The sequence below is a fragment of the Aquimarina algiphila genome (assembly GCF_007489275.1).
Classification (GTDB): Bacteria; Bacteroidota; Bacteroidia; order Flavobacteriales; family Flavobacteriaceae; genus Aquimarina; species Aquimarina algiphila.
In genome coordinates this window covers 66,193-87,758 of record NZ_VLNR01000008.1, presented here as the reverse complement: position 1 = coordinate 87,758, position 21,566 = coordinate 66,193, and the positions used below count along the sequence as shown (strand labels likewise).

14 protein-coding genes are annotated in these 21,566 nt (G+C 33.8%); 7 read left to right on the top strand and 7 right to left on the bottom strand.

Annotated elements, in window-relative coordinates; translation table 11 throughout:
- The first annotated feature begins 19 nt into the window (after window positions 1–19).
- From FOF46_RS05635 to FOF46_RS05625, 3 genes are all read left to right on the top strand, one after another.
- Entirely contained in the window at window positions 20–481 is a 462-nt protein-coding gene (locus FOF46_RS05635; protein ID WP_143915775.1) for a hypothetical protein, read from the top strand.
- Window positions 478–1,812 carry a DCC1-like thiol-disulfide oxidoreductase family protein gene (locus tag FOF46_RS32490; RefSeq protein WP_244299573.1) on the top strand — a complete coding sequence of 445 codons (1,335 nt, stop codon included), beginning with the start codon at window positions 478–480 and terminating at the stop codon, window positions 1,810–1,812. The genes FOF46_RS05635 and FOF46_RS32490 overlap by 4 nt, the downstream gene beginning before the upstream one ends.
- A gap of 119 nt (window positions 1,813–1,931) precedes the next feature.
- The gene (locus tag FOF46_RS05625) at window positions 1,932–3,605 is read left to right on the top strand and encodes an ABC transporter transmembrane domain-containing protein (protein ID WP_143915774.1); all 1,674 of its coding nucleotides are present in this window, start codon (window positions 1,932–1,934) and stop codon (window positions 3,603–3,605) included.
- A gap of 123 nt (window positions 3,606–3,728) precedes the next feature.
- Here the strand turns inward: FOF46_RS05625 and FOF46_RS05620 are convergent, their stop codons facing one another.
- The 4 genes from FOF46_RS05620 to FOF46_RS05605 all read right to left on the bottom strand — a co-directional run bounded on the left by FOF46_RS05620 (window position 3,729) and on the right by FOF46_RS05605 (window position 7,453).
- Window positions 3,729–3,983 (bottom strand): hexameric tyrosine-coordinated heme protein, encoded by a 255-nt coding sequence (locus tag FOF46_RS05620; protein ID WP_244299571.1) that lies wholly within the window; start codon window positions 3,981–3,983, stop codon window positions 3,729–3,731.
- Window positions 3,984–4,066: 83 nt separating this feature from the next.
- Window positions 4,067–4,909 (bottom strand): helix-turn-helix domain-containing protein, encoded by an 843-nt coding sequence (locus FOF46_RS05615; RefSeq protein WP_143915773.1) that lies wholly within the window; start codon window positions 4,907–4,909, stop codon window positions 4,067–4,069.
- 117 nt (window positions 4,910–5,026) lie between these two features.
- Window positions 5,027–6,532, bottom strand: coding sequence for an aminotransferase class V-fold PLP-dependent enzyme (locus FOF46_RS05610; RefSeq protein ID WP_143915772.1), 1,506 nt, complete (start codon window positions 6,530–6,532; stop codon window positions 5,027–5,029).
- A gap of 192 nt (window positions 6,533–6,724) precedes the next feature.
- Window positions 6,725–7,453: a LexA family transcriptional regulator gene (locus FOF46_RS05605; protein WP_109433990.1), complete on the bottom strand. Its 729-nt coding sequence runs from the start codon at window positions 7,451–7,453 to the stop codon at window positions 6,725–6,727.
- Between the two features lie 335 nt (window positions 7,454–7,788).
- On the opposite strand from FOF46_RS05605, the gene FOF46_RS05600 reads away from it, so the two are divergent.
- From FOF46_RS05600 to FOF46_RS05585, 4 genes are all read left to right on the top strand, one after another.
- Entirely contained in the window at window positions 7,789–8,067 is a 279-nt protein-coding gene (locus tag FOF46_RS05600; RefSeq protein WP_143915771.1) for a hypothetical protein, read from the top strand.
- Between the two features lie 259 nt (window positions 8,068–8,326).
- Window positions 8,327–8,827, top strand: coding sequence for a hypothetical protein (locus FOF46_RS05595; RefSeq protein ID WP_143915770.1), 501 nt, complete (start codon window positions 8,327–8,329; stop codon window positions 8,825–8,827).
- Between the two features lie 128 nt (window positions 8,828–8,955).
- The gene (locus FOF46_RS05590) at window positions 8,956–10,701 is read left to right on the top strand and encodes a tetratricopeptide repeat-containing sensor histidine kinase (protein ID WP_143915769.1); all 1,746 of its coding nucleotides are present in this window, start codon (window positions 8,956–8,958) and stop codon (window positions 10,699–10,701) included.
- Window positions 10,694–11,440 (top strand): LytR/AlgR family response regulator transcription factor, encoded by a 747-nt coding sequence (locus FOF46_RS05585; protein WP_143915768.1) that lies wholly within the window; start codon window positions 10,694–10,696, stop codon window positions 11,438–11,440. Before FOF46_RS05590 ends, FOF46_RS05585 begins: the two co-directional genes overlap by 8 nt.
- 122 nt (window positions 11,441–11,562) lie before the next feature.
- Here the strand turns inward: FOF46_RS05585 and FOF46_RS05580 are convergent, their stop codons facing one another.
- From FOF46_RS05580 to FOF46_RS05570, 3 genes are all read right to left on the bottom strand, one after another.
- Complete coding sequence (locus tag FOF46_RS05580; RefSeq protein ID WP_143915767.1) at window positions 11,563–12,264, bottom strand: fibronectin type III domain-containing protein; 702 nt, start codon at window positions 12,262–12,264, stop codon at window positions 11,563–11,565.
- Between the two features lie 65 nt (window positions 12,265–12,329).
- Window positions 12,330–19,784 carry an MBG domain-containing protein gene (locus tag FOF46_RS05575; protein ID WP_143915766.1) on the bottom strand — a complete coding sequence of 2,485 codons (7,455 nt, stop codon included), beginning with the start codon at window positions 19,782–19,784 and terminating at the stop codon, window positions 12,330–12,332.
- Window positions 19,785–20,820: 1,036 nt separating this feature from the next.
- Window positions 20,821–21,519 carry a hypothetical protein gene (locus tag FOF46_RS05570; protein ID WP_143915765.1) on the bottom strand — a complete coding sequence of 233 codons (699 nt, stop codon included), beginning with the start codon at window positions 21,517–21,519 and terminating at the stop codon, window positions 20,821–20,823.
- Window positions 21,520–21,566 lie beyond the last annotated feature (47 nt).

Here is a 21,566-nt window from a genome sequence, read left to right as displayed (position 1 = left end):
ATCAAAAAAACTCTTCACCATGAAATATTCTCAAAAACAAGCCATGTGGGTAAGTATATTAATTATTGCTTTGATTTTATCACCTGTTGCAGAAAACTGGGCTAGTAAACCAAAAGACAATTTTCCTTTATCGTATTATCCAATGTTTTCTAAAAAAAGAAAAGCGACCTATGGTTTATATTATTTTGTAGGGTATGATACTACTCAAAAACGACATAAGATCTCTTACAAAATTGCAGGAACAGGAGGTTTTAATCAAGTTCGAAGGCAAATAAGAAAAGCGGCTCGATCAGATAGAGCTCAGGCATTCACACAAAAAGTTGCAGAAAAAATCGCCAATAAAAAGGGGGATCCTTATTCCAATTTAGTGCGAATTGAATTAGTTAAAGGATATTATCATTTAGAGAATTATTTTCTAAAAAAAGATACACTCCCTGTTCATGAAAGAAAAGTGGCTTTTTATAAAATTGAAAAACCATGAATAAGTATTTAAAAATCATACGAGATCACTGGTTTATGACCGTGACTCCACAACGTCTTGCTCTATTACGTATTGCCACAGGCTTATTTAGCTTATGGTATTTACTTTCTCGTTTTGATATGCTTCAGAAGATGGGTAAAAATTTAGAAGCTTTTGATCCTATCGGAGTATTAAGTTGGATGAAACACCCTATATCTCCAGAATTATTCTGGTGGATAAGTATAGGAGTAATCCTTTTGAACATACTCTATATTATTGGCTGGAAATTTAAAAGTACCGGTCCTGCATTTGCTATTGTGGCCCTATTATACTTTACCTATCGTAACTCCTGGTCCATGATTTATCACAATAGAAATGCTCTCATTCTACATATTATCATATTAGGATTAGTAGCATCTGCTGATGCATGGTCATGGGATTCCTGGAAACGATCGAAAAAGGGTTTTAAAATCCCCAAAGCCCATTGGCAATATGGTTGGCCAATTCAGCTCATTTGTACCGTCACTGTTGGTTCATATTTTCTTTCAGGTATTGCTAAGCTTGCTGGTGATCTTGCGCTAGAATGGGCTAATGGAAGTGCTATGCGTTCGCAAGTAGCTGTAGATGCAATACGCAAAGAAATGTTAGGCTCAGAAAGCGCCCCCCTTTTCGACTTTTTATTTGAGCACACCTGGTTATTTCTAGGAATGGGTATTTTGACCTTTGTCCTAGAGCTGGGAGCACCACTGGCTTTGGTGAAAAGGAGATGGGGTATGGCTTGGGCCGCCTTAACCTGGATGATGCATTGGAGTATCTTTTTTATCATGGGTATAAGTTTTCGCTATCAAATGAGTGGATTGATCTTTCTATCATTCTTTGATCTGGAAAAACTATGGAACCCTTCCAGAAAAGAAAAAGTCAGTGAATATGCTAAAAAAGAGACAAATAATGGAGTTTCAAAACCCGTTATTCTCTTTGACGGAGTATGTAATTTATGCAACGGATGGGTTAAATTCATTCTAAAAAGAGAAAAAAACCAGCAATATCTCTTTGCTTCATTACAATCAGAAACCGCTAATAAACTACTAGTTAATAAGAATATACCCCAAAACCTATCATCCATCATTCTTATAGAAAATAACACTATTTATCATAAGAGTGATGCGGTGTTGCGTATCTGCAGAAACCTCAATTCACCATGGCATTTGGGAAGCTTTTTTGGGGTCATCCCCAAAATACTTAGAGATTTCATATACGATATTATTGCCGCCAACAGATATCGATGGTTTGGCAAACAGCAAAAATGTGAGCTACCACAAACAGATCAAAAGATGAGATTTCTGGAATTATGAATAAAAATTCAAGTGGCGGGTCAAAAAACAACTCTGAAAAGAGATTTAGAGTGTCCTTTTCAGGGTTTGGCCTTCCGCTTATTTATTTTCTTAAAAAAGAACCTATTTAAATTCATGCTATGTTAAGCAATAAATGGAGTATTATCAAAAATTTTGGGCGTAAGAATATAACATTAGTAATCTTCGCTTTTCTTATGGGGCTTTGTTATAATATCCTTACAATTATGATTCCAATCAGTATTGGAAAATTTTATGAACTTAGTTTTGGTTTTTCTTCACATCGTTTGGCCGCTTTCAAGTTCATTCCTTTTATGGATGCTCCTGACTTTAGCTCTTTTCTTGTCTTTTTCTTTTCATTAGTCTTGTTACGATTAGTATTCGAATACTTTAATCGATATGGCATTGCTCTTGTCGGAGAACGTTTTACCAAACGATTAAGAGAGCAGCTTTTTATCAATCAATTACAGCTAACAATGGGAGTATATGATAATAAAGGGATCGGAAAATACCTATTGAGGTATAGCGGAGACCTTAAGAGCATTCAAAATTATATGAGAAATGGATTAATCAGGTTTTTACAAGATGTATTCTTATTACTCATTGTAGTTATTGCTATTGGTTATTTTGATGTGTATTTGGCGTTGATTATTGCTGGATGTATATTCATTTCCTCTATACTACTTTGGCTCATTAACAAAGCGTTATATGAGGTTTCTCTTGATAGACGAAATAGTCGTTCTGGAATGCTAACTTTTGTTAACACCAGATTGAGAGGGATCTTAACCTTAAAAGCTTTTAATAAATATCAGCCCGAGGAAAAGCGATATCAAAAAAGATCAGATCATCTTTATACTATAGGAAAACGTTATGCCAAAATTGTATCATTGCTACAAGCTATCATCCCTGCCATTACCTATGCTATGTTAGGAATTATTATGTTATATGTATTTATATCTGCAAAAAACCCTGATAAAATTCTGAGTGGATCCTCATTATTAGTACTTATATTACTGATCATTTCTATACTTCCTGTATTGAGAAGAAGTTTAAGAGTAAGCATCGTCTGGAAATTAGGAGAGATCTCTTTTTCTAAGCTTATAGATATCTTTAGCTTACCAAAGGAAAATCAATTACCATTTGCACACTTAGTGCTTAATCAAGAAGAAATTGTCTTTAAAGATGTTTATTTTGGCTATCCTAATGCTTCAAAACCCGTATTTAAGAATTTTGGCTTATCGATCTCTGCAAAAAGCACTACACTCCTGCAAGGTAGATCAGGAACAGGAAAATCAACTTTCATTCGTCTAATACTAAAATTAATGTCACCATCTAAAGGAAGTATTTCTATTGGAAATCATTGTTGTAGTAAATTATCTGAAAAGACAATTAGAAAGAACATCGCTATTGTATCTAAGGATTTTCCTTTATATGGCAAAGACGTATATGAAGCTGTTGTTTACAACAGAAAAGATCATAACAAAGAAAAAGCAGAGCTCTTACTAGAACACCTCCAGCAACACGAAGACAAGCAAAATCAATTACAACTAGAAAGTAAAATAGGAGACCTTGGAGCTAACCTAACCTCTGGCCAACAAAAAATACTTATGTACTGTAGGGCACTGCTCACAAAAAAACCAATTCTTATTCTTGAAGAACCATTAAAAGAATTGAATATAAAAACTCAACAATTAATACTTCAATTATTAAAAAGCATCCAAGATCAAACCACACTTATTTTATTAGATGACCATGAGGTAAAAGGGTTTACTATTGATAAAGTACATTACTTATAATCTGTTTTTGAACGTAGTATTTATTCAAACCAAAAGCCTCACATTATTATGAGGTTTTTGGTTTTTTGAAGTTAGTATATAAACAGTAATAATTACTTAAAATCATTTTTCATTTCTAAGATACTACCTCCAATATCCATTGGCAGCAGAAATAGTTTGAAAGTTCAATGCTATAACATGAGAAGCTGCTGTAAGTCCAGAAGCACTATTTGCATAATCTGTGCGCAATCGTTTTAATACTTCTATATCTGGTTGAGTTGATTTTACTTCCATTCTAGAAAGTTGTATAGCCAACTCGTATCCTTCTTGCGGGCTTTCTGTAATCAGACTTTTTAACCATATTTCTTTTTGTTCCATATCTAGATTATTTGGTTTCATAACTATTTATGTTTTAAGTTTTAAACAAAAATAGATCAGTACTCCTATTAGAAATAAGGAGTATATAACCAAAACATGGACAATTAAACCAACCTATTGTTTTTCAATTGTTTCCTAAACTCTTTTGGGGAAACTCCGCAATGCTTCTTAAAAACTCTACTAAAATAAAGAGGGTCATTAAAACCGGTTTCATAAGCAATATCTTTAACAGGACTATTGGTTAAGAACAGCTTATTTTTTGCGATTGCAATTCTTTTTAGATTTAGAATAGTAATAAAACTATTTTGAAAATATTTTTTACATAATCGATTAAAAGTAGTTAATGAAATCTCTAGCTCTTTTACATAAAATTCTGGAGAAGACTCCGTAACAAAATTATTTTCTATTAGCTTTTCGATTTGGTGATGTACATTATCTTTGGAGGGAAGTTCTTTCTCTTGTTTTCCTTTTTTAATTCTAACAGCATTAATCAAAAATATTTTTAACTGACTTGATACCATGTCTAACTGCCCTATTTCTTTCTTTAGTAGTTCATTTTTTATGAAGACATGAAAATCAGATAACTTATTAAATTCTTCTTTAGCGCATCGCAACAAAAAATCATTAAAAAAATTATTGAATAACAATCCTTGACAACCAATATCTTTAGCATGAATATCTATACAAAAGAAATCAGGATGAAATTGAACAAAAGTTCCTTCAAAAACTCCTTCTAAGGATAGTTTCTGATATGGATAATAAAATAAGATATAGTGATCCTTAATTTCAATTTGTTGCTGATCAATAACTAATACTCCTTTTGCTTTGGTAAAGAAGAAGACTCCATAAAAATTAGGTCTTTCAAATACAGAAAAAAAAGAGTTTTTAGAAAGAGAAGTTATTGTTAATACTTTTTCTCTTTTCTTATTGAATAAAACATACTCCATTATCTATTAAAAATATAACTTTTGTAGTTCATATATATGAAACTAACCATCAATCCCAGCAATTCATTTGAAGTTATCTTTTCAAATTGAAATCGGTATAAAAATATACCTCTTAGATCATATGGTAAACCACTCTTTTATTTCTTTCAAGATATTATCATCCCCAACTCCCTCTACTTCAAATTCATTGGTTTTAGGATTGTATGTATACGATGCACTCCAATCGTCTATATTGTCTACAATTTTATGTATCGCGTTACATGTATAAATTAGTTGTTCATCTGTCAATGTTGGATGTAATGACAATCGCACCCATCCTGGTTTATTTGTCAGGTTATTATTTAATAGATCCTGGATCATCTCTTTTGAAGAATCAGTTTCAATATTAAATAAATGATGTCCATATGTGCTGGCACAGGACCATCCTCCTCGCACCTGTATCCCAAAACGATCATTTAACAAACGAACCATCAAATTATAGTGGATGTTTTCTACTCCGAAAGAGACACAACCAATTCGTTTTTTATTGGTATTTCCCAAAACATATAGACCTGGAATCTCTTTTAACTTCTCAAAGCATAGTGCTAATAGCTCCTCTTCCCTTTGAGCAATTTCTTTCACTCCCATTTTTTCTTTCAACCGAATTGCCAATGCAGTTCTCATAACTTGTAGAAACCCTGGTGTACCTCCATCTTCTTTGGTTTCTATGTCATCATAATATCCATATTCTCCCCAGGGATTTGTCCATTTTACATTTCCTCCACCAGGAACATCAGGGCAATTAGTATTATACAATGCTTTATTAAACACTAAAACACCACAAGTACCTGGTCCTCCCAAAAACTTATGAGGAGAAAATAAAATTGCATCTAACTGTTCTTCTAGATCCTTGGGATGCATATCGATCTGCACATAAGGAGCTGAAGCCGCAAAATCTATAATACACAAGCCATTATGTTGATGCATCACTTTGGCTAACGTATGATATGGTGTTATAATTCCTGTTACATTTGATGAAGCCGTAAATGCTCCAATTTTTATAGGTCTTTCTTTATATTTCTCAACTTCTATTTCAAGAAGATTAGGGCAAACCAAATTATTTTCATCACAAGGTACAATGACCACATCTGCTATAGTTTCCATCCAGGGAACATGATTAGAATGATGTTCCATATGTGTAATAAAAACAACCGGACGTTCATTTTCTGGAATATTGATTTTATCTTTTACTACATCTGGCCATCGCAAACCCATGATACGTTGTAATCTTGACAATACTCCTGTCATCCCCGTACCTGCCGTTACAAGGATATCATTTTTATTTGCATTTACATGCTCCTTTATGATTTGACGTGCATGCTTATAGGCATATGTAGAGGCTTTACCTGTTTCACTCGAAAAAGAATGTGTATTAGCTACCATTGGACCAATCGTATCGCGCATTATATCTTCTATCGGGCCATATAATCTTCCACTAGCAATCCAATCTGTATATAATAGTTTTTGATTCCCGTTTATAGAATCAAAGGAATGGTTATTCCCTATAATATATTTTTCAAACTGTTGAAAGTGAACCGCCATTGTAGAAGGTTCTTGTTTTTTACAATCACTATCTAATTTCATAAAAAGAAGAGTTTAATTTTTTCTTTTATTCTAAAAGCACAAAGTTATTTTATCAAAACAACATCCTGTTTTTATATTTTCACTAATAATTAATGCAAATAAAACAGTATTTAATAAAAAATAGAGGGTTTCTTAGTTTATTTTAACGATTCTTTATTTTGAGAGTTAAATCTCTTCAGGGAAAATGTATAGCTATCTTCTGCTTTTGTTTCTTCTTACATCAACCACATTAAAAATCTTGGCAATATCTTTTATATGTACTTTACTATCTTCATAATATTCATTTAGGGAATGGAGTGTAAGTACTCCTTCTTCTACATTATGATCTGTAATTCTCTTTAAAAGTATCCCTTCTGTCTTATGAACAATTACAAAATCCCATTTATTAATATGTAATTTACTCATCCAAAAGTCTTGCCGTACATCTCTACAGAGAATAAGATCACCCTCAAGGTAACTTTCATAGCTTGCATTATCCATCGAATCTCCTTTCACCTCAAAAAACACATAATTACCTTTATATTCTCTATCTGCCAAATATGGTATTTTTGGTAATTCTTCTACATAACTTTCATCTTCAAATCCTCCCAAATATCCAGCATACGCATATTGATTCACCAAAGGAATCATCATAACATTAACGTTCTCTGGTACTTTTTGAGCGATATCTTTATTTGGCCCAATCTTTTCAAGAAATTGAGCAGCCTTAGCATCGAGTTCAATATTTTGAACAAAAGAAAGCAGCTCTAAGGAAGAAACCTGTAAAACTTCTGAAATTTTTAAGAATGCTTCTAAGGTAATAGGAGTTTTTCCTTTCAAATAATTAAATAGCGTTCCTTTCTTTATTCCTGTCTCTTCAATTAAATCTTTTATTTGCTTGCCCTTTTTATCGGCTAACTCCTTGATTTTATGTAATTCCATAGTAAAAATAAAAATTCAAAATCTAAACTTTGATAAAATACAAATGTGTTAAAGTTCAAAATATTAATTATTTAAATTTTACAAGTTTAATATTTTGAACTATATTTGTATTCCTAACGCTAAAATATACAAAAAAATGAACACTGACAACATTCTCATCCTTTCCATGCAATATCTATATTATATAACCACTTCGGCATTTTATACCTATAGGTTGTATAAAATCTTAAACTCTCAGTCTAAAAAACAATAATAACTCACAACGTACCCATAGACATCGTCATATCATATAAATACAATCAAAAGTCATTACTAACAACAAAGGGATAAACTATATGAATATTATTATTAAACATGTCGAAATTATAGAACGAATTGATCAATTTATTAGACTACAGGCTACAGGTTCCCCAGAAGAATTAGCTTCTCGTCTACGAATTTCCAGAACAAAATTGTACCGTATCATTGATATTATGAAAAAATTAAATGCTCCTATTGAATATGATATAAGTACACAAAGTTATGTGTATGTTGAAGATGTAGGATTTAGGTTTGGGTTTTATTCAAAAGAAAAAAACATCAACAGATTAAGTTCTAGAATCTCATCATTGTAACTGCAATTTGAATGTATTAAAAAAATGGAAATAATTTCTATACTATATTTTCACCATTTCATACCTATAATCTCTGGTCTTATTCCTTTTTTTTCTAAATCATGAGGTTATTCTGTTTTCTTTGTAGTGTTACTGCTAGTCAGGTAGCGGTAATTAAGAAGAATCTACTTGATTATCAATAATGAATCTTTAACGTATTATTAATTATACATAATTATATTGCTTTACGAAATAAATACTAACCCTAAAATAAATTATTATGTCTGATAATATTAAAACACAACAAATATTCAAAAATACTCTCCCAGATTGCGCACAACAATTCAAAACAGTTGTCAAAGCAACTCCTTACCCTATTCAGAATCCATTTGTTCTAAGTAAATTTGGTTCTTTATCAAAAGAAATTTTACCTCCAATAGTTAAATCAACTCGTGATAACAATAATATTTTGATAGATACAATAGTTTTTATAGATTCTTCAATTTCGCCTGATTATTTTTGGATTTTTTATCAACTTACTACTTGTGAAGCGGGAACACCTCAATTAACCATTTATATATGTTATATCTTTTGCGGTGCTGGTTCTGTTTCTCCTAACCCATTTACTAATGATTATACTGCCTATTCAGTGCCATTAATATTTACTAACAAAGAAATAAAAAATATAAAAGCCATTAATAATATAAAAACTTTTGTAAGGAATAGTGATCCAGAAACCTCAAGAGGCACAGTAACTACTGTCCCTCCTCCTACAGAATAAAAAGAAAATTGAATACAACATATCAAAAAGCGTTGGGGGGGGGCGGTTTTTGAACCAGAAGCAGAGGGTAATATATCCTCTGCTTTTTTTATACTTCAAAATTAACTAAATTGCTCATAAATTAGTATATGGGCATTAGGACTAAAGCAATATTCTTCCCTCTATTTCTTACCATTTCTACGTTGCTTTTTTCTCAACAAAAAACAAATACAAGTCTTTTTGAAAAAGAAATCAAAAAAAGGAGTACTCAATTTAGTGACAAACCAAATTTTAACAAAGCGCAATCCTTCTACTTAGCAAAGGAATGGGACTCTACTTTGGTGTATACCATGAAACAGTTAAATGTCACTACAAATACTGAAGAACTTAAGAATTATTGTCACCTTTTTAGAGGACATAGCTTCTTCCAAAAAAAGACATTAAAAGAAGCAAAAAGAGAATTATTGATGGTCTCTAAAACATTCTATTTCTACAATCGGGTAAAGATGATTTTAGGGACAATCGCATTAGAACAAAGCAAATTTAAAGACGCCACACACTATTTTAAAGAGATCGAACACCTAAGTACTTATGAACTTTATGGTATCAAAAAAAGTAACATCGAACATAATTTAGGTATTTGTTATTTACATCTTAAAGAATTTGATGCCGCAGAACCATACCTAATTAAAAGTCTAAAATTACAAGAAGAACAAAAAGACACTTTAGGATTAATAGGGACTTATGGTAATATTGCCAGTTTATATTATGAACAATATAAGGACCAACAGGCAATCCCTTATTTTGAAAAAGCATATCGCCTTTCTAAAACAACTACCGATTATACTGCTAAACAAAATACTGCACGTAATATGGCTGTGGTCGAAGAAAATCGTAAAAACCTCTCTCAATCTCTTGTCTATAGAAAAGAATATGAAAAATGGAGAGATTCATTAAACGACCAAAACAAAATTTGGGAGGTAGCAGAACTCGAAAAACAATTTGCTGTCAAACAAAAACAGAAAGAGGTACAGGTCCTACAAGCAGAAAATAAAATAAAAATAGCCGAGAGAAACGGGTTCTTGTATTCTGCTATAGTATTATTAGTGGTATTAGCAGCAGGGGTTTATTTTTATAGGGAAAAAGTAAAAACCAATGCCATTATCACCAAACAAAAAGAGACTCTAGATGAGCTAAATGCTACAAAAGACAAACTCTTTTCTATTGTGAGTCATGATTTACGCTCTTCTGTACATGCATTAAAAACAAGTAATACAAAATTAGTAGACAATCTAGAAAATAAGAACCTGGAAGTATTAGATGGCTTATTACAAAATAACAGTGCTATTGTAAATGGAGCCTATAATTTACTCGACAATTTATTGCATTGGGCCTTATTACAGACGCAACAATCATATTTTGAGATCACATCTATACGTCTATTTTTTATCGTAGAACAAATTGCCTATAACTACAAACCTTTAATGCTAGAGAAAAATGTAGATTTTAAGAATAAAGTATCAAAAAGTGATATGGTTTATGCCGATCAGGAATCTTTAAAAATTATTTTAAGAAATCTAATAGACAATGCCATCAAATTTTCTAATCCTGATGGGGAAATTAAAATCTATTCCAGAAATACAGATGATATCTATTGCGAATTAATAGTGGAAGACTCAGGAGTAGGTATGAATGAAAACACTCGTTTAGATTTGCTTAAAGATTCTGTTTTGCTTTCTAAAAAAGAAAATGAAAATACTATTGGAACAGGTTTAGGTTTGCAATTATGTAAATCAATGATTAAAAAAAACAAAGGGAAATTTTCTGTTAAAAGTGAATTAGGAAAAGGTACAAAAATGATCGTATCTTTACCTAAAACGCCTCCTAATGGATAATGTAAACATACTTATTATAGAGGATACTCCCGAAGAAAGTGATGCTTTATCAAATGTACTCCTGGCTAATAACTACAATATTGTAGGTGTCGCCAGAAGTTTAAAGGAAGCACTGACCATGTTTTACAATGCTAAAGTAGACATTGCGATTGTAGATGTTTTTCTAGATGGTACTCCGGACGGAATTACTTTTGCAGAAACTATTAATATTGTCCCTGATGCACGAAGACCATTTGTGTTTTTAACCAGTTCTACAGATCGCCAAATCTTTGAAAGAGCAAAACTTACACAGCCTTTTAGCTATCTTATAAAACCATTTAATGAACTAGAAATTTTATATGCTATTGAAATGGCCGTAGAAAAGTTTTATGGACAAACTGATGTGTTTCTAAGCGAAGAAGAAGATACTGTAATAAGTACTGAATATTTATTCATAAAAAAAGGAAAAGCTTTAAAAAAAGTATTTCTCTCTGATATTATATATATCGAAGTAGAAGAAAAATACTGTAACATCATTACCGAAAAAGAGAAGTTTGTGATTCTAATATCACTCACAAAAATTTTAGAATTACTGGACAATTCAGATTTCTGTAGAACACACAGAAATTATATTGTTAATATAGAAAAGATAACAGAAATAATTCCTGGTGACAATCTTATTTTATTATCAGGAAACCACAAAGCTACATTAAGTGATACGTATAAAAATATTATAAAAAAGGTACGCACACTCAAATAGAAGTGGTTTAAACCTTTCTGATTCTTACTAAAAAGATTTAAACCACATCCTTATATGAATTTAACAAATGAGCCTAAATAATCTACTTTTTTATTTAGGCATTGCATTTATTCTATATATATCTACATATTATTTCTTCTAAAACTCCAAACTCGGCCAATCGCAACTCCTTGTTTATCATCTTTGACCACAACTCTCCAATAATATGTTGTATTTGGAGATACATTAACGTCTAATGCGGATACAGAGATATCCTGAGCTAATAATACCGGAGGATTTGTAGTTCCAAAATATACATCAAACAACAATGGATCATCATCAGTATCCGTAGCATCCCAATCCAATGTTATGATATTTCCTGATACTTCTTCTCCTGGTTTAGGAGATATTACTGAAGGTGAAAAAGGAACATGATTAACTCCTGCATCGGGTTCTGTAAAAAATGCCTGAACCACAGAATACTCACTTTCACTCTGCTTACTATCAATGGCTTTTACTCTCCAGTAATAGGTGTTTCCTTTTTCCAGATTAAATGCCCTGGTAGTCTCTGAAGTAGTTATAGAAAACAAAATGTTTTCGAATGTATCATTTGTAGCAATATCTATTTGATAAGCAATAGCATCTCCATTAGCGTCTGATGAGGCTTCCCAATCAAATCCAAGCTTAAAATTAGTACACACTTGGTTATTAGCTGGAAAGATTAAATTTGGTATGGTAGGAGTTTCATTTACAGGCTCAGGTTTTGGAGCTTCATCTACAAATTCTTCACGGCTACATGATAGTAGTACACATAAACTGAGTAGTATAATATATATTTTTCTCATTGTATTTATTTTTAAATAATAATGCTCTCCTATTTTTTTTAACAGGAGAGCGTATTCTATTCTACTTATTCTTTTATGATTTTAAATGTTTTTGTAGTCCCTCCCTTAAGGGTTACAAAATATATCCCTGCTGGTAAATTTTCCATTGGCAATATTACTTTACTACCTGTAACAGGGTATCTTCTTGCCGATACGTTTACTCCTAACGCATTATAAATCTCTACCGTTATTGCATCACTACCTGTGTTAGGAAGCGTAAGTGTTACACCTGCTCTGGTAGGATTAGGATATGCAGTAACATCTGCAAATGCATCAATAGTTTTGGATAATTTACCTTCACACTCCCGACTAGAAGAAACCTCAACAGTATCTCCACTTTGAGCCTCTATCATAAAGCGCTTAGCATTATATTCTCCTATAATAGCATCATTAACTTTAACCGTAAAGGGAGCTGTCCCTGTCGCTATCTCAACAAATACTTCTTTTGCACTATTGCCATTCGAGTTTATCGTCGTCTTACCGTTTAATACCGGTGCTTCTTCTATAACTAATTCAAAACATTGCTCACAATTGGTAAATCCAGCTATAGCAACACATACAGGATAAGTTCCTGGGGCTAAATCTGTCACAGTAAGATCAGATGTAAAGTTATAGGTTTGACTGTTTATCGTTGCTATATAGTTCTGAGCTTGACCAGCATTTATGGTAATAATTCCATTATTTTTATCGGTACAGGTTTCGCTAGAAGCTTGTACTTGTATATTATCGGCAGGAAGGCTAGCCATTGGACATGCTTCTACTACAGTTAAGGTTTGCATAACATCTATCGCTGCATTCCAATTGGCATCTCCGGTTTGCGACGCTGTAATCGTTGTAGTTCCTATACCTAACACAGAGATCGTATTTCCTGTAACTGTTGCCACCGCTGGATTAGAACTCGTATAGGTCACTCCTAATCCAGAAGTTGCCGTTGCATTTAAGCTAAAGGCAGAAGCTTCAACACTTACATCACCTAAAGATGCAAAAGTAATTGTCTGATCTCCCTTATTCACAGTTAAAATCTGTTGAACATCTATTGCATCTGCATAAGTACTATTACCCATCTGAGATGCCGTAATAGTTGTAGATCCTGCTCCTACTATAGTTATTATATTTCCAGATATGGTAGCTACTGCTGTATTAGAACTTACATATGTTACAGGGTTTCCTGATGCACCACCTGTAGCCGTTAATGCAAAATCAGCATCTCCAAAAGTACGATCAGATAACGCACCAAAAGTAATCGCTTGTGGTATTAAATTAGTAATCGTTAAGTTACCCGGTACAAAAGTCAGGTTGTAATTACTCCCAACACTTAATGTCCCCTGATTAATACCATAGTTCCCAAGGGTTTCTCCAGCTACTCGTGTAAGATTTCCAGTTACCGCATCAAAGAATTGTAAAGCTCCTGAAGTTACTTGATAACCAAATATCGGATCAGCGGATCCTATAACTTTGGTAAGGTCATCTGCCGTGATCTCGACAGCTCTTTGACCAATTGTAAAATCATTACTAATATAAGTCAATGTATAATTTCTACCAGCACTTAAGCTTCCTTGAGTAATAGTATAGTTTCCTACAGCTTCTCCAGTTACACGGGCTAAACTTCCTGTAAAGGCATCACTAAACTGTAAAGCACCATTAGTAATTTGATAACTTAATGCTGGATCTGTATCTCCGTACACTTTGGCTTGCGCATCTGCAGTTACCTCTATAGAACGAGCTGTAATGTCTAGGCTTACGGATCCTCCATTAGTAAATGTTATCGAGTAAGAAGACTCTCCTCCGTTGTTGGATGTAAATCGAGCAGATAACCCTCTTATCTGATATCTTCCTATATTTTCACCTGGAGATCTAAATGTTCCGTAGGTTTCTAAGGTGTCATCAAAAGCTAAAGACCCTTGTGTTATAATATATGGCCAGGTTAAATCTGGGTCTGCATCTCCATAGGTTTTTGAAATAGGAGCGACAGGAATTACTCTTATAAAACGATAATTAATAAATAAATTACCAGGTACAAAAGTTAAATCATAATTGGCTCCCAAAGACAATGTTCCCTGGTTAATGGCATAATTTCCTTGTGCTTGTCCAGCTATTCTATCTAGAGCTCCTGTAAAGGTATCACTACCGGCTAAACTTCCGGAGGTAATTGCATATGTAAATGCAGGATCTGCATCTCCATAAATTTTGGTTTTACCATCAGCAGTAACCTCTATAGCTCTTGTTGTTATTTCAAGATCATTTGAAACCAATGATATTGCATAATTAGGATTTATTCCTAAAGTTCCTTGATTAATTGCGTAGGTTCCTACATTTTCTCCTGCTGCTCTTTCTAAGATCCCTATAATTGCGTCACTACCCATTAAGTTTCCAGCAGTAATTTGATAAGTTAAGACAGGATCTGCATCTCCATAGATTTTGCTCTTGGCATCAGGGGTGATTTCAATTGCTCTTTGATTAATAGTTAAGTTATTGCTTACATAAGTCAACGTATAATTTGCATTTAAAGCTACGCTTCCTTGGTTAATTGCATAGGCTCCTACATTTTCTCCTGCTACCCTAATTAAATTTCCTGTAAAGGCATCACTACCTACTAAACTTCCTGAAGTGATTTGATATGTTAATGCTGGATCTACATCACCAAATACTTTGGTTTTAGCATCTGCAGCAATTTCAACGGCTCTTTCCCCAATAGTAAGATTATTACTCACATAACTTAAGGCATAGTTGGGATTTAATGCTAATGTACCTTGATTGATGACATAATCGCCAACATCTTCTCCATCTACTCTTGAAAGACTTCCCGTAAAGATATCGCTTCCAACAAGCGTTCCAGAGGTAATTTGATACGTAAGTGCAGGATCAGTATCCCCATATTGCTTATTCAAAGCATCGGCAGTAATTTCTATGGTTTTTGAACCGATGGTGAGATCATCGGATATATAAGATATATTGTAGTTAGGACCGACCGTTAAAGTTCCTTGCTCAATAGCATAGGTCCCCACATTTTCTTCTGTTACACGAGATAAACTTCCTGCAAATGCATCACTAAACTGTAGCGCACCCGCAGTAATTTGATAGGTGAAAGTTGGGTCAGGATCTCCAAAAACTTTGGTCTTTGGGTCGGCTGTAACTTCAATAACTCTTTGAGTAATTCCTAAAGTACTTGGGTTAAAAATTATAGTATAATTGACTCCTAAAGTTAGTGTACCTTGATTTATTCTATAGTTTCCAACATCTTCTCCCGCAACACGAATAAGCTCACCACTAAACATATCTCCATTAAGTACATTACCTGCTACGATACTATGTGTTAATGTTGGATCAGTTTCACCATACACTTTAGTTTTAAAATCAGCAGCTAGTAGTATAGGTCTAGCCGTAATCCCTAAATTACTTTCTACAAATGAAATACTATAATTGGAATTATTTAGTGCTCCTTGATTTATAGCATAGGTCCCTATATCTTCACCTATTGCTCTTTCTACGCTTCCTACTAAGACATCACTACCTAATAAACTTCCATTAGTAATTTGGTATGTAAATGCCGGATCTGCTTCTCCGTATACTTTACTTTTAGCATCGGCAGTAACTTCAATAGCTCTTGTATTTATAGTAAAGTCATAAGTATCATTTCCTTGATACGTTGGGTCTGCTGCATCTATGGCTACTGTTATAGTATAGTCTCCAGCATTTGTAGGTGGTACTGTAGTTGGCCCATATGTGTTTCCGTCGTAATCTTCTCCATCATACGAGATGGTATAGACTGGAGTAGGAGTAATAACAACATCATTACTATCTGTAATACTTACAATATTGACTCCTTGTGGTGTCCCATTATAGGTTAAATTTCCAGAACCAAAATTAAAGGTTACGTACTCTTTATCAAAGATGGTTAATGTTGCACTTGCACTCCCATAGAAATTGGCATCAGCTGTATCTACATAGGCAAATACTTTGTACTCTCCAGTATTCCTTGGCGGTGTAGTAGTCTTATTATAATTAGTTCCATTAATTCCTTCATAAGTTATGTTTATGGTAGGCGTTGGTGTTGCAGCTACTCCTGGACTCGTTTCAATACTACTTACTGTAACAGGTTTTTGAGTATTATCAAATTGTTGCGTAAGATTTGCAAGAGTTATAGTTACCTCTGAATTATCGGTAATAACTAAGGTTCCTGCCGAATAGGAAACATTATGATTTCCTGTTTCGGATGCGTAAACTGATACCGGATAACTTCCTATTTCTATAGGTGCTGCTTCACTAAAATAAGCTCCGATTCTATATGATATTCTTAAAGGAATATTTTCTCCGGATAATCCTGTTGCGGTAGCTTCAAAAGTTTTAGGACTACCATCATATACTTTTGTTTGCGGCGTATCTGGAGTAATAGCGATATATCTTTGATTAATAGTAAAGTTACCCGTTACAGATCCAAAATAATTAGGATCGGCTGAATCTACAGATGCTATTACCGTATAATTACCTGCATTTGTTGGCGGCGTTGCTGATGGGGCATATGAGTTTCCTAATATATCATTTCCTGCATAAAATAAATTTACTGTTGGTGAAACAGGACTTCCATCAGAAGTTAATACAACACTAGAAATATCTACGGCACTTCTTGGATTAGCAGTATAAATAGTTGCATATAAATCAAATCGATCTAACGTAATGGTTACTTGTTCTTTACTAGTAATGGTAAAGGTTCCTGTGTTTGTTTGAATAGTATAATTATTAGTAACTGAAATATCTTCTCCTTCACCAAATGGATCTGGATCTGGTGCTACTATACAAACTCCAGGAGGACAAGTACTTAAACGATCAAAACTAGCAGGGGCCTGAGCAGTTGGATCTAGAGAAATAACATACGTCCCTTCCGTTTCTCCTGGTACTCTTGTGAAAGGTGCCCATATTTTATGACCTAGGGCTAAAGCACCACTAGTTATTGCAGAAGTTAGCGTTGGATCTGCACTTCCTATTGCTTTTATAATATCGTTTGGTGTAATTTCAACACTAAGACTACTACCCGAACTTGTTACAGAGATTAGAGTACTTCCTACAGCTACATTATAATTGGTATCATTAGGAATGAATCTCGTATAAATTGTTGTAGGGAAACCACTGCCGTATGGTAAGGTGGTGACTCCTTCTGTAATTCTTCCTGAAAAACTATTTATAAAAGAATTATAAAAGGTATAATATTCAAAAGTACCTGGTACATTGGCTGTCGCATTTAAGTAAGAAGCATCAATAGGTATACCTTCGCCAATTGTTGCTGGTGCATTCCAAGTGATTACTGGGGTAGCTTTTGTGATCGTTAAACTATAGTCCTTTGAAATAGCTTGGTAAATACCATCTGCTACTACCGAAACTCTTAAAGTTGTACTACCTACTGCTCCTGGAGTAAAATCACTTCCAACCAAAGTTGCCCCTGTAGTATCATTTATTAAACTATAAGAAATGGCTCCTGTACTAGTGGTTGTCGAACTTAGTGCAGTAGCAGGATCATTATATGTTAATGTAGGCGATGTAAAATTCAACCCTAAAGAAGACTGCGAAAAGGTATATCCTGTTTGCTGATATACTGGTGTACCGTTACAATCTTTATACGCATAAATCGTAAAGAAATATTGAGTTCCCTCTGATAGTCCTGTAATATTAAGATTTGGAGTAACCGAAGTTCCCGAATAGATAACTTGTTCTCCTCCGGCATACACCGTATTTCCTGTCAGAATAGCTACGCCAATAGCCAAAGGTGAAAAGCTATTTACAGTATTCATTTTAATTACATATCCGTCAGGTGCATTTACTGTCGCTGTTGGAGCCGTAAAAGAATTCAACTCCATAGAGCTTGTGTCAATATTATTTAGAACTGCACCTGATGCTAATGCTGAAGTTACACCACAAGTAGTTTGTTGACTGTAAATACCGGTTGGATAGAAATAATAAACACCATTACATATTTTATAATTGACTGCCGCATAATAGTAGGTAGTGTTTGGAGATAATCCTGTAGTTGTAACTCTAAACCCTGTAGCTGCGCCAGTATAAATAGCTGTTTGACCTGTTTTTCCTGAATAATCAGTACTTACGTTGGGTAAAGATGCTACTGGTAACGTAGTGGGTAATGTGAAATTATTTTCATCACTCATATAGATAATCTTACCATCAGCATTATTACCTCCGGTAAAATTTACAACGCCAATAGAGTTATGTAAATTGGTTGGTTCTGCATATAGATAAATACCTGCATTACTGTTTGGTGGTGAACAAACTGGTGTTATTGATGAGTTCACTCCTGTAGATTCAAAATAGTAATTTCCACCGCATAATTCTGCGGTATATACCTTAAAGAAATATTCTGTTCCAGTAGTCAACCCTGTTATTAACTCATTTGGAGTTGCAGAGTCACCTACATATACCACTTGCTGTCCTGCACCATATACTGCGTTTGCAGTTGGTAATGTTGTACCGTTTGCAGGCGCGGTAAAACTATTGGTTGTGTTCGCTTTTACAACATATCGTATAGATGCTCCAGTTGTTCCGGTAATAGAACTCACATAACTAGAGCTTTCATTGTTCGCTGCTAGGTTTAATGCTGTGGCAGTTGTTGGAGTTGCGCCACAAGTAGTAACCGTAAATACGTTACCTGCATTTAATTGTAAATTTCCTCCACAATCACTATAGTTAAACACCTTAACATAATATGTTGTATTTGCTGTTAGTCCTGAAATAGTAACATTGGGTGTAGTAGAATTCCCCATATAAACTGTTTGTTCTCCCGATCCTGAGTAAGCAACATTAGTAGCAGTAGTAGCAGTTGGATACGTATAACCAGAACTAGGGTCCGTAAAACTATTTACAGTATTTATTTTTATTAAAGAGATATTTGTACTTCCCGCAACACCGGTTATAGTAAAATCATTTTCAGTAGGGTCCGTAGACAATACCGTTGTTAAACCGGGAATATCGCACCTAGGGAAATGAGCCCTATAATTATAACCACCAGAAAGATTTCCTCCTGCTCTTACCAAATAGTATTCGTTTGCTGCGGTATAGCTCAATGTCATGGGTCTGTTCGATTGGTCAGTACCAGGATGTATTAGCGTATTAGAGACTAATGGGCCATCATAGCTTCCGGTTCTTTTTTCTAGCCAAATCTGTGGCTGCGACGATCCACTATTGGATTGAATAGCCATTCCAATACTACCTAGTACAAAGGGAGATCTACCGATTTTCCAATAATCCTCGTCAGAATCAACGGCAGTACCACCGCTAAAAATAGTAGTCGTATTGGTGGTTGCAACAGTAAGTGTTTGTACACCACTATCATTAGTAAGGTTATTTGGTTCTGTTTCAGATGCAAAGTCAAATTGAGCGTAAGAAATAGTAGTAACCAAAAAACAAAAGGTCATAAAAAGAAGCTTTTGCGTGCTTCTTGTAATTCTTGAATTAGTTTTGGGTAAAAGAAGTTTCATAATAAGGGGGTTTATTAGTAATTGATTTTTTTATATAAAATGGCAGTAAGATTATCTGAGCAATTGCATGAATTGCACATACATTGCCTAGATCAAGATTTAATTACTTTGTTCGTTGTACTTATAAGAATTGGAAATAGACTCTACCATGAGCAGGTAGAAACTTTCTATAGAAGTCATTAAAGACTGTTACGCATATCAAAGGAGTAATTTTTTTCATGGTACTAGGGGCTTAGTTAATGTTACTATTAAACTTTTCAGCAATTTTAATAGTGCTGCTTATAGGTATTACAGTTAAGTTTTAGAATACCCTATTTTTAATTTGAATTTTTTTTGAATTTTTTTGAATTGCTATTAAGTAAGCATTTTTGGAAGTGAAAGAAATTCGGTTAAAAGAGTTCATGTTATATAGGTTTTATTGATTTGGGTTTTGGGATTGCTAAAATAGGTTAGGACTTACAGGTATAAGCAAAAATGAACCCCTACAAACACCCCTACAAAAGCCTATATTATTATTTTGACCATTAGCTGAACTGACTGATTAGCTTGCCCTTTGCAATGTGTTATTGAGAACACCTTCATGTTATAAGCTTTGTTATTAGTGGTCCGCGCGCCGCTGGAGCCCCAATTTGTACCGCTGGTCGATAAAAGTAGTGCGCAGAAGGGTCACCTATCTGCGGGGGAGGATCACCTAATGCCGCTGATCGGTAAAAGTAGTGTGCTGAAGCCTCACCTATATGCGAGGGGGAGAGAGTTACCTAATCTTGCTGGTCGATAAAACTGCATGCTGGAATCATCTTTATACACACCTGAACATTAACCTAATTTCTTAAAGTATTATTATATATCTAGAGTAAACTTTATTTAAGAATAGACTTTGACTTTATATTAAAAAAATGGTTAACATAAATCAAGGAAGTGATGGAAGGAAAAAACCACTCAGTTTCCTGAGTGGTTTTTAAACAAATCAATTACGACCCCTTACTTTCGCAATGTTAATTTTTATGATTCTATAGTATTATGTAAGCATTATTCTTTATTGAGTACTAAAATTCCAAACTCGACCAATAGCTACTCCTTGTTTATCATCTTTGGCAACAATTCTCCAATAATAGGTTTTATTGGCTTCGATCTGAACATCTAATGTTGTTACATCAATATTTTCTGCAACTAATTGAGGAGGGTTGGATTCTCCAAAATATACATCATATACTAATGAGTCCGCATCATGATCATTAGCACTCCAGCTTAATGTAGTCGTATTTCCCGTTACTATTGCTCCTGTAATGGGTGTACTCGAAGAAGAAATTGAAGGAAGTATATTTGTATTTCCCTCGGGTTCTGTAATAAAGGTTTGAATACTTGAATACAAACTTTCATTTCCTTTATTATCTTTGGCTTTTACCCTCCAGAAATAATAGGTTCCTTTTTCTAAGGTAAAGTTACTTTCTGTTTCTGAGGTCGTAGTAGTAAACAATAAATTTTCAAACCCTCTGTCGGTTGTAATTTCAATAACATAATCTAATGGTTTTTTATAAATGGATGTAGATCTGTTCCAGTCAAACTCAAGGTTAAAATTTGTACATACCAAATCATTGGTAGGGTATATTAAACTTGGAATCGTTGGCTCTAATCTTAGGTCTCGTAGAGATTCTACAAGTATACTTTCATCCTCCTCTACACTACAAGAAAATAATAATAGTGTACTTAAAATAAAAACATATATATATTTCATGGGTATTTATTTTTTATGATTTTATACCCTTTGCCTTAAAAAAGGCA

Excerpts from the sequence above, each read along its gene's own strand:
- FOF46_RS05635 (WP_143915775.1), top strand. The coding sequence starts at position 20 with ATGAAATATTCTCAAAAACAAGCCATGTGGGTAAGTATATTAATTATT.
- FOF46_RS32490 (WP_244299573.1), top strand. The coding sequence starts at position 478 with ATGAATAAGTATTTAAAAATCATACGAGATCACTGGTTTATGACCGTG.
- FOF46_RS05625 (WP_143915774.1), top strand. The coding sequence starts at position 1,932 with ATGTTAAGCAATAAATGGAGTATTATCAAAAATTTTGGGCGTAAGAAT.
- FOF46_RS05620 (WP_244299571.1), bottom strand. The coding sequence starts at position 3,983 with ATGAAACCAAATAATCTAGATATGGAACAAAAAGAAATATGGTTAAAA.
- FOF46_RS05615 (WP_143915773.1), bottom strand. The coding sequence starts at position 4,909 with ATGGAGTATGTTTTATTCAATAAGAAAAGAGAAAAAGTATTAACAATA.
- FOF46_RS05610 (WP_143915772.1), bottom strand. The coding sequence starts at position 6,532 with ATGAAATTAGATAGTGATTGTAAAAAACAAGAACCTTCTACAATGGCG.
- FOF46_RS05605 (WP_109433990.1), bottom strand. The coding sequence starts at position 7,453 with ATGGAATTACATAAAATCAAGGAGTTAGCCGATAAAAAGGGCAAGCAA.
- FOF46_RS05600 (WP_143915771.1), top strand. The coding sequence starts at position 7,789 with ATGAATATTATTATTAAACATGTCGAAATTATAGAACGAATTGATCAA.
- FOF46_RS05595 (WP_143915770.1), top strand. The coding sequence starts at position 8,327 with ATGTCTGATAATATTAAAACACAACAAATATTCAAAAATACTCTCCCA.
- FOF46_RS05590 (WP_143915769.1), top strand. The coding sequence starts at position 8,956 with ATGGGCATTAGGACTAAAGCAATATTCTTCCCTCTATTTCTTACCATT.
- FOF46_RS05585 (WP_143915768.1), top strand. The coding sequence starts at position 10,694 with ATGGATAATGTAAACATACTTATTATAGAGGATACTCCCGAAGAAAGT.
- FOF46_RS05580 (WP_143915767.1), bottom strand. The coding sequence starts at position 12,264 with ATGAGAAAAATATATATTATACTACTCAGTTTATGTGTACTACTATCA.
- FOF46_RS05575 (WP_143915766.1), bottom strand. The coding sequence starts at position 19,784 with ATGAAACTTCTTTTACCCAAAACTAATTCAAGAATTACAAGAAGCACG.
- FOF46_RS05570 (WP_143915765.1), bottom strand. The coding sequence starts at position 21,519 with ATGAAATATATATATGTTTTTATTTTAAGTACACTATTATTATTTTCT.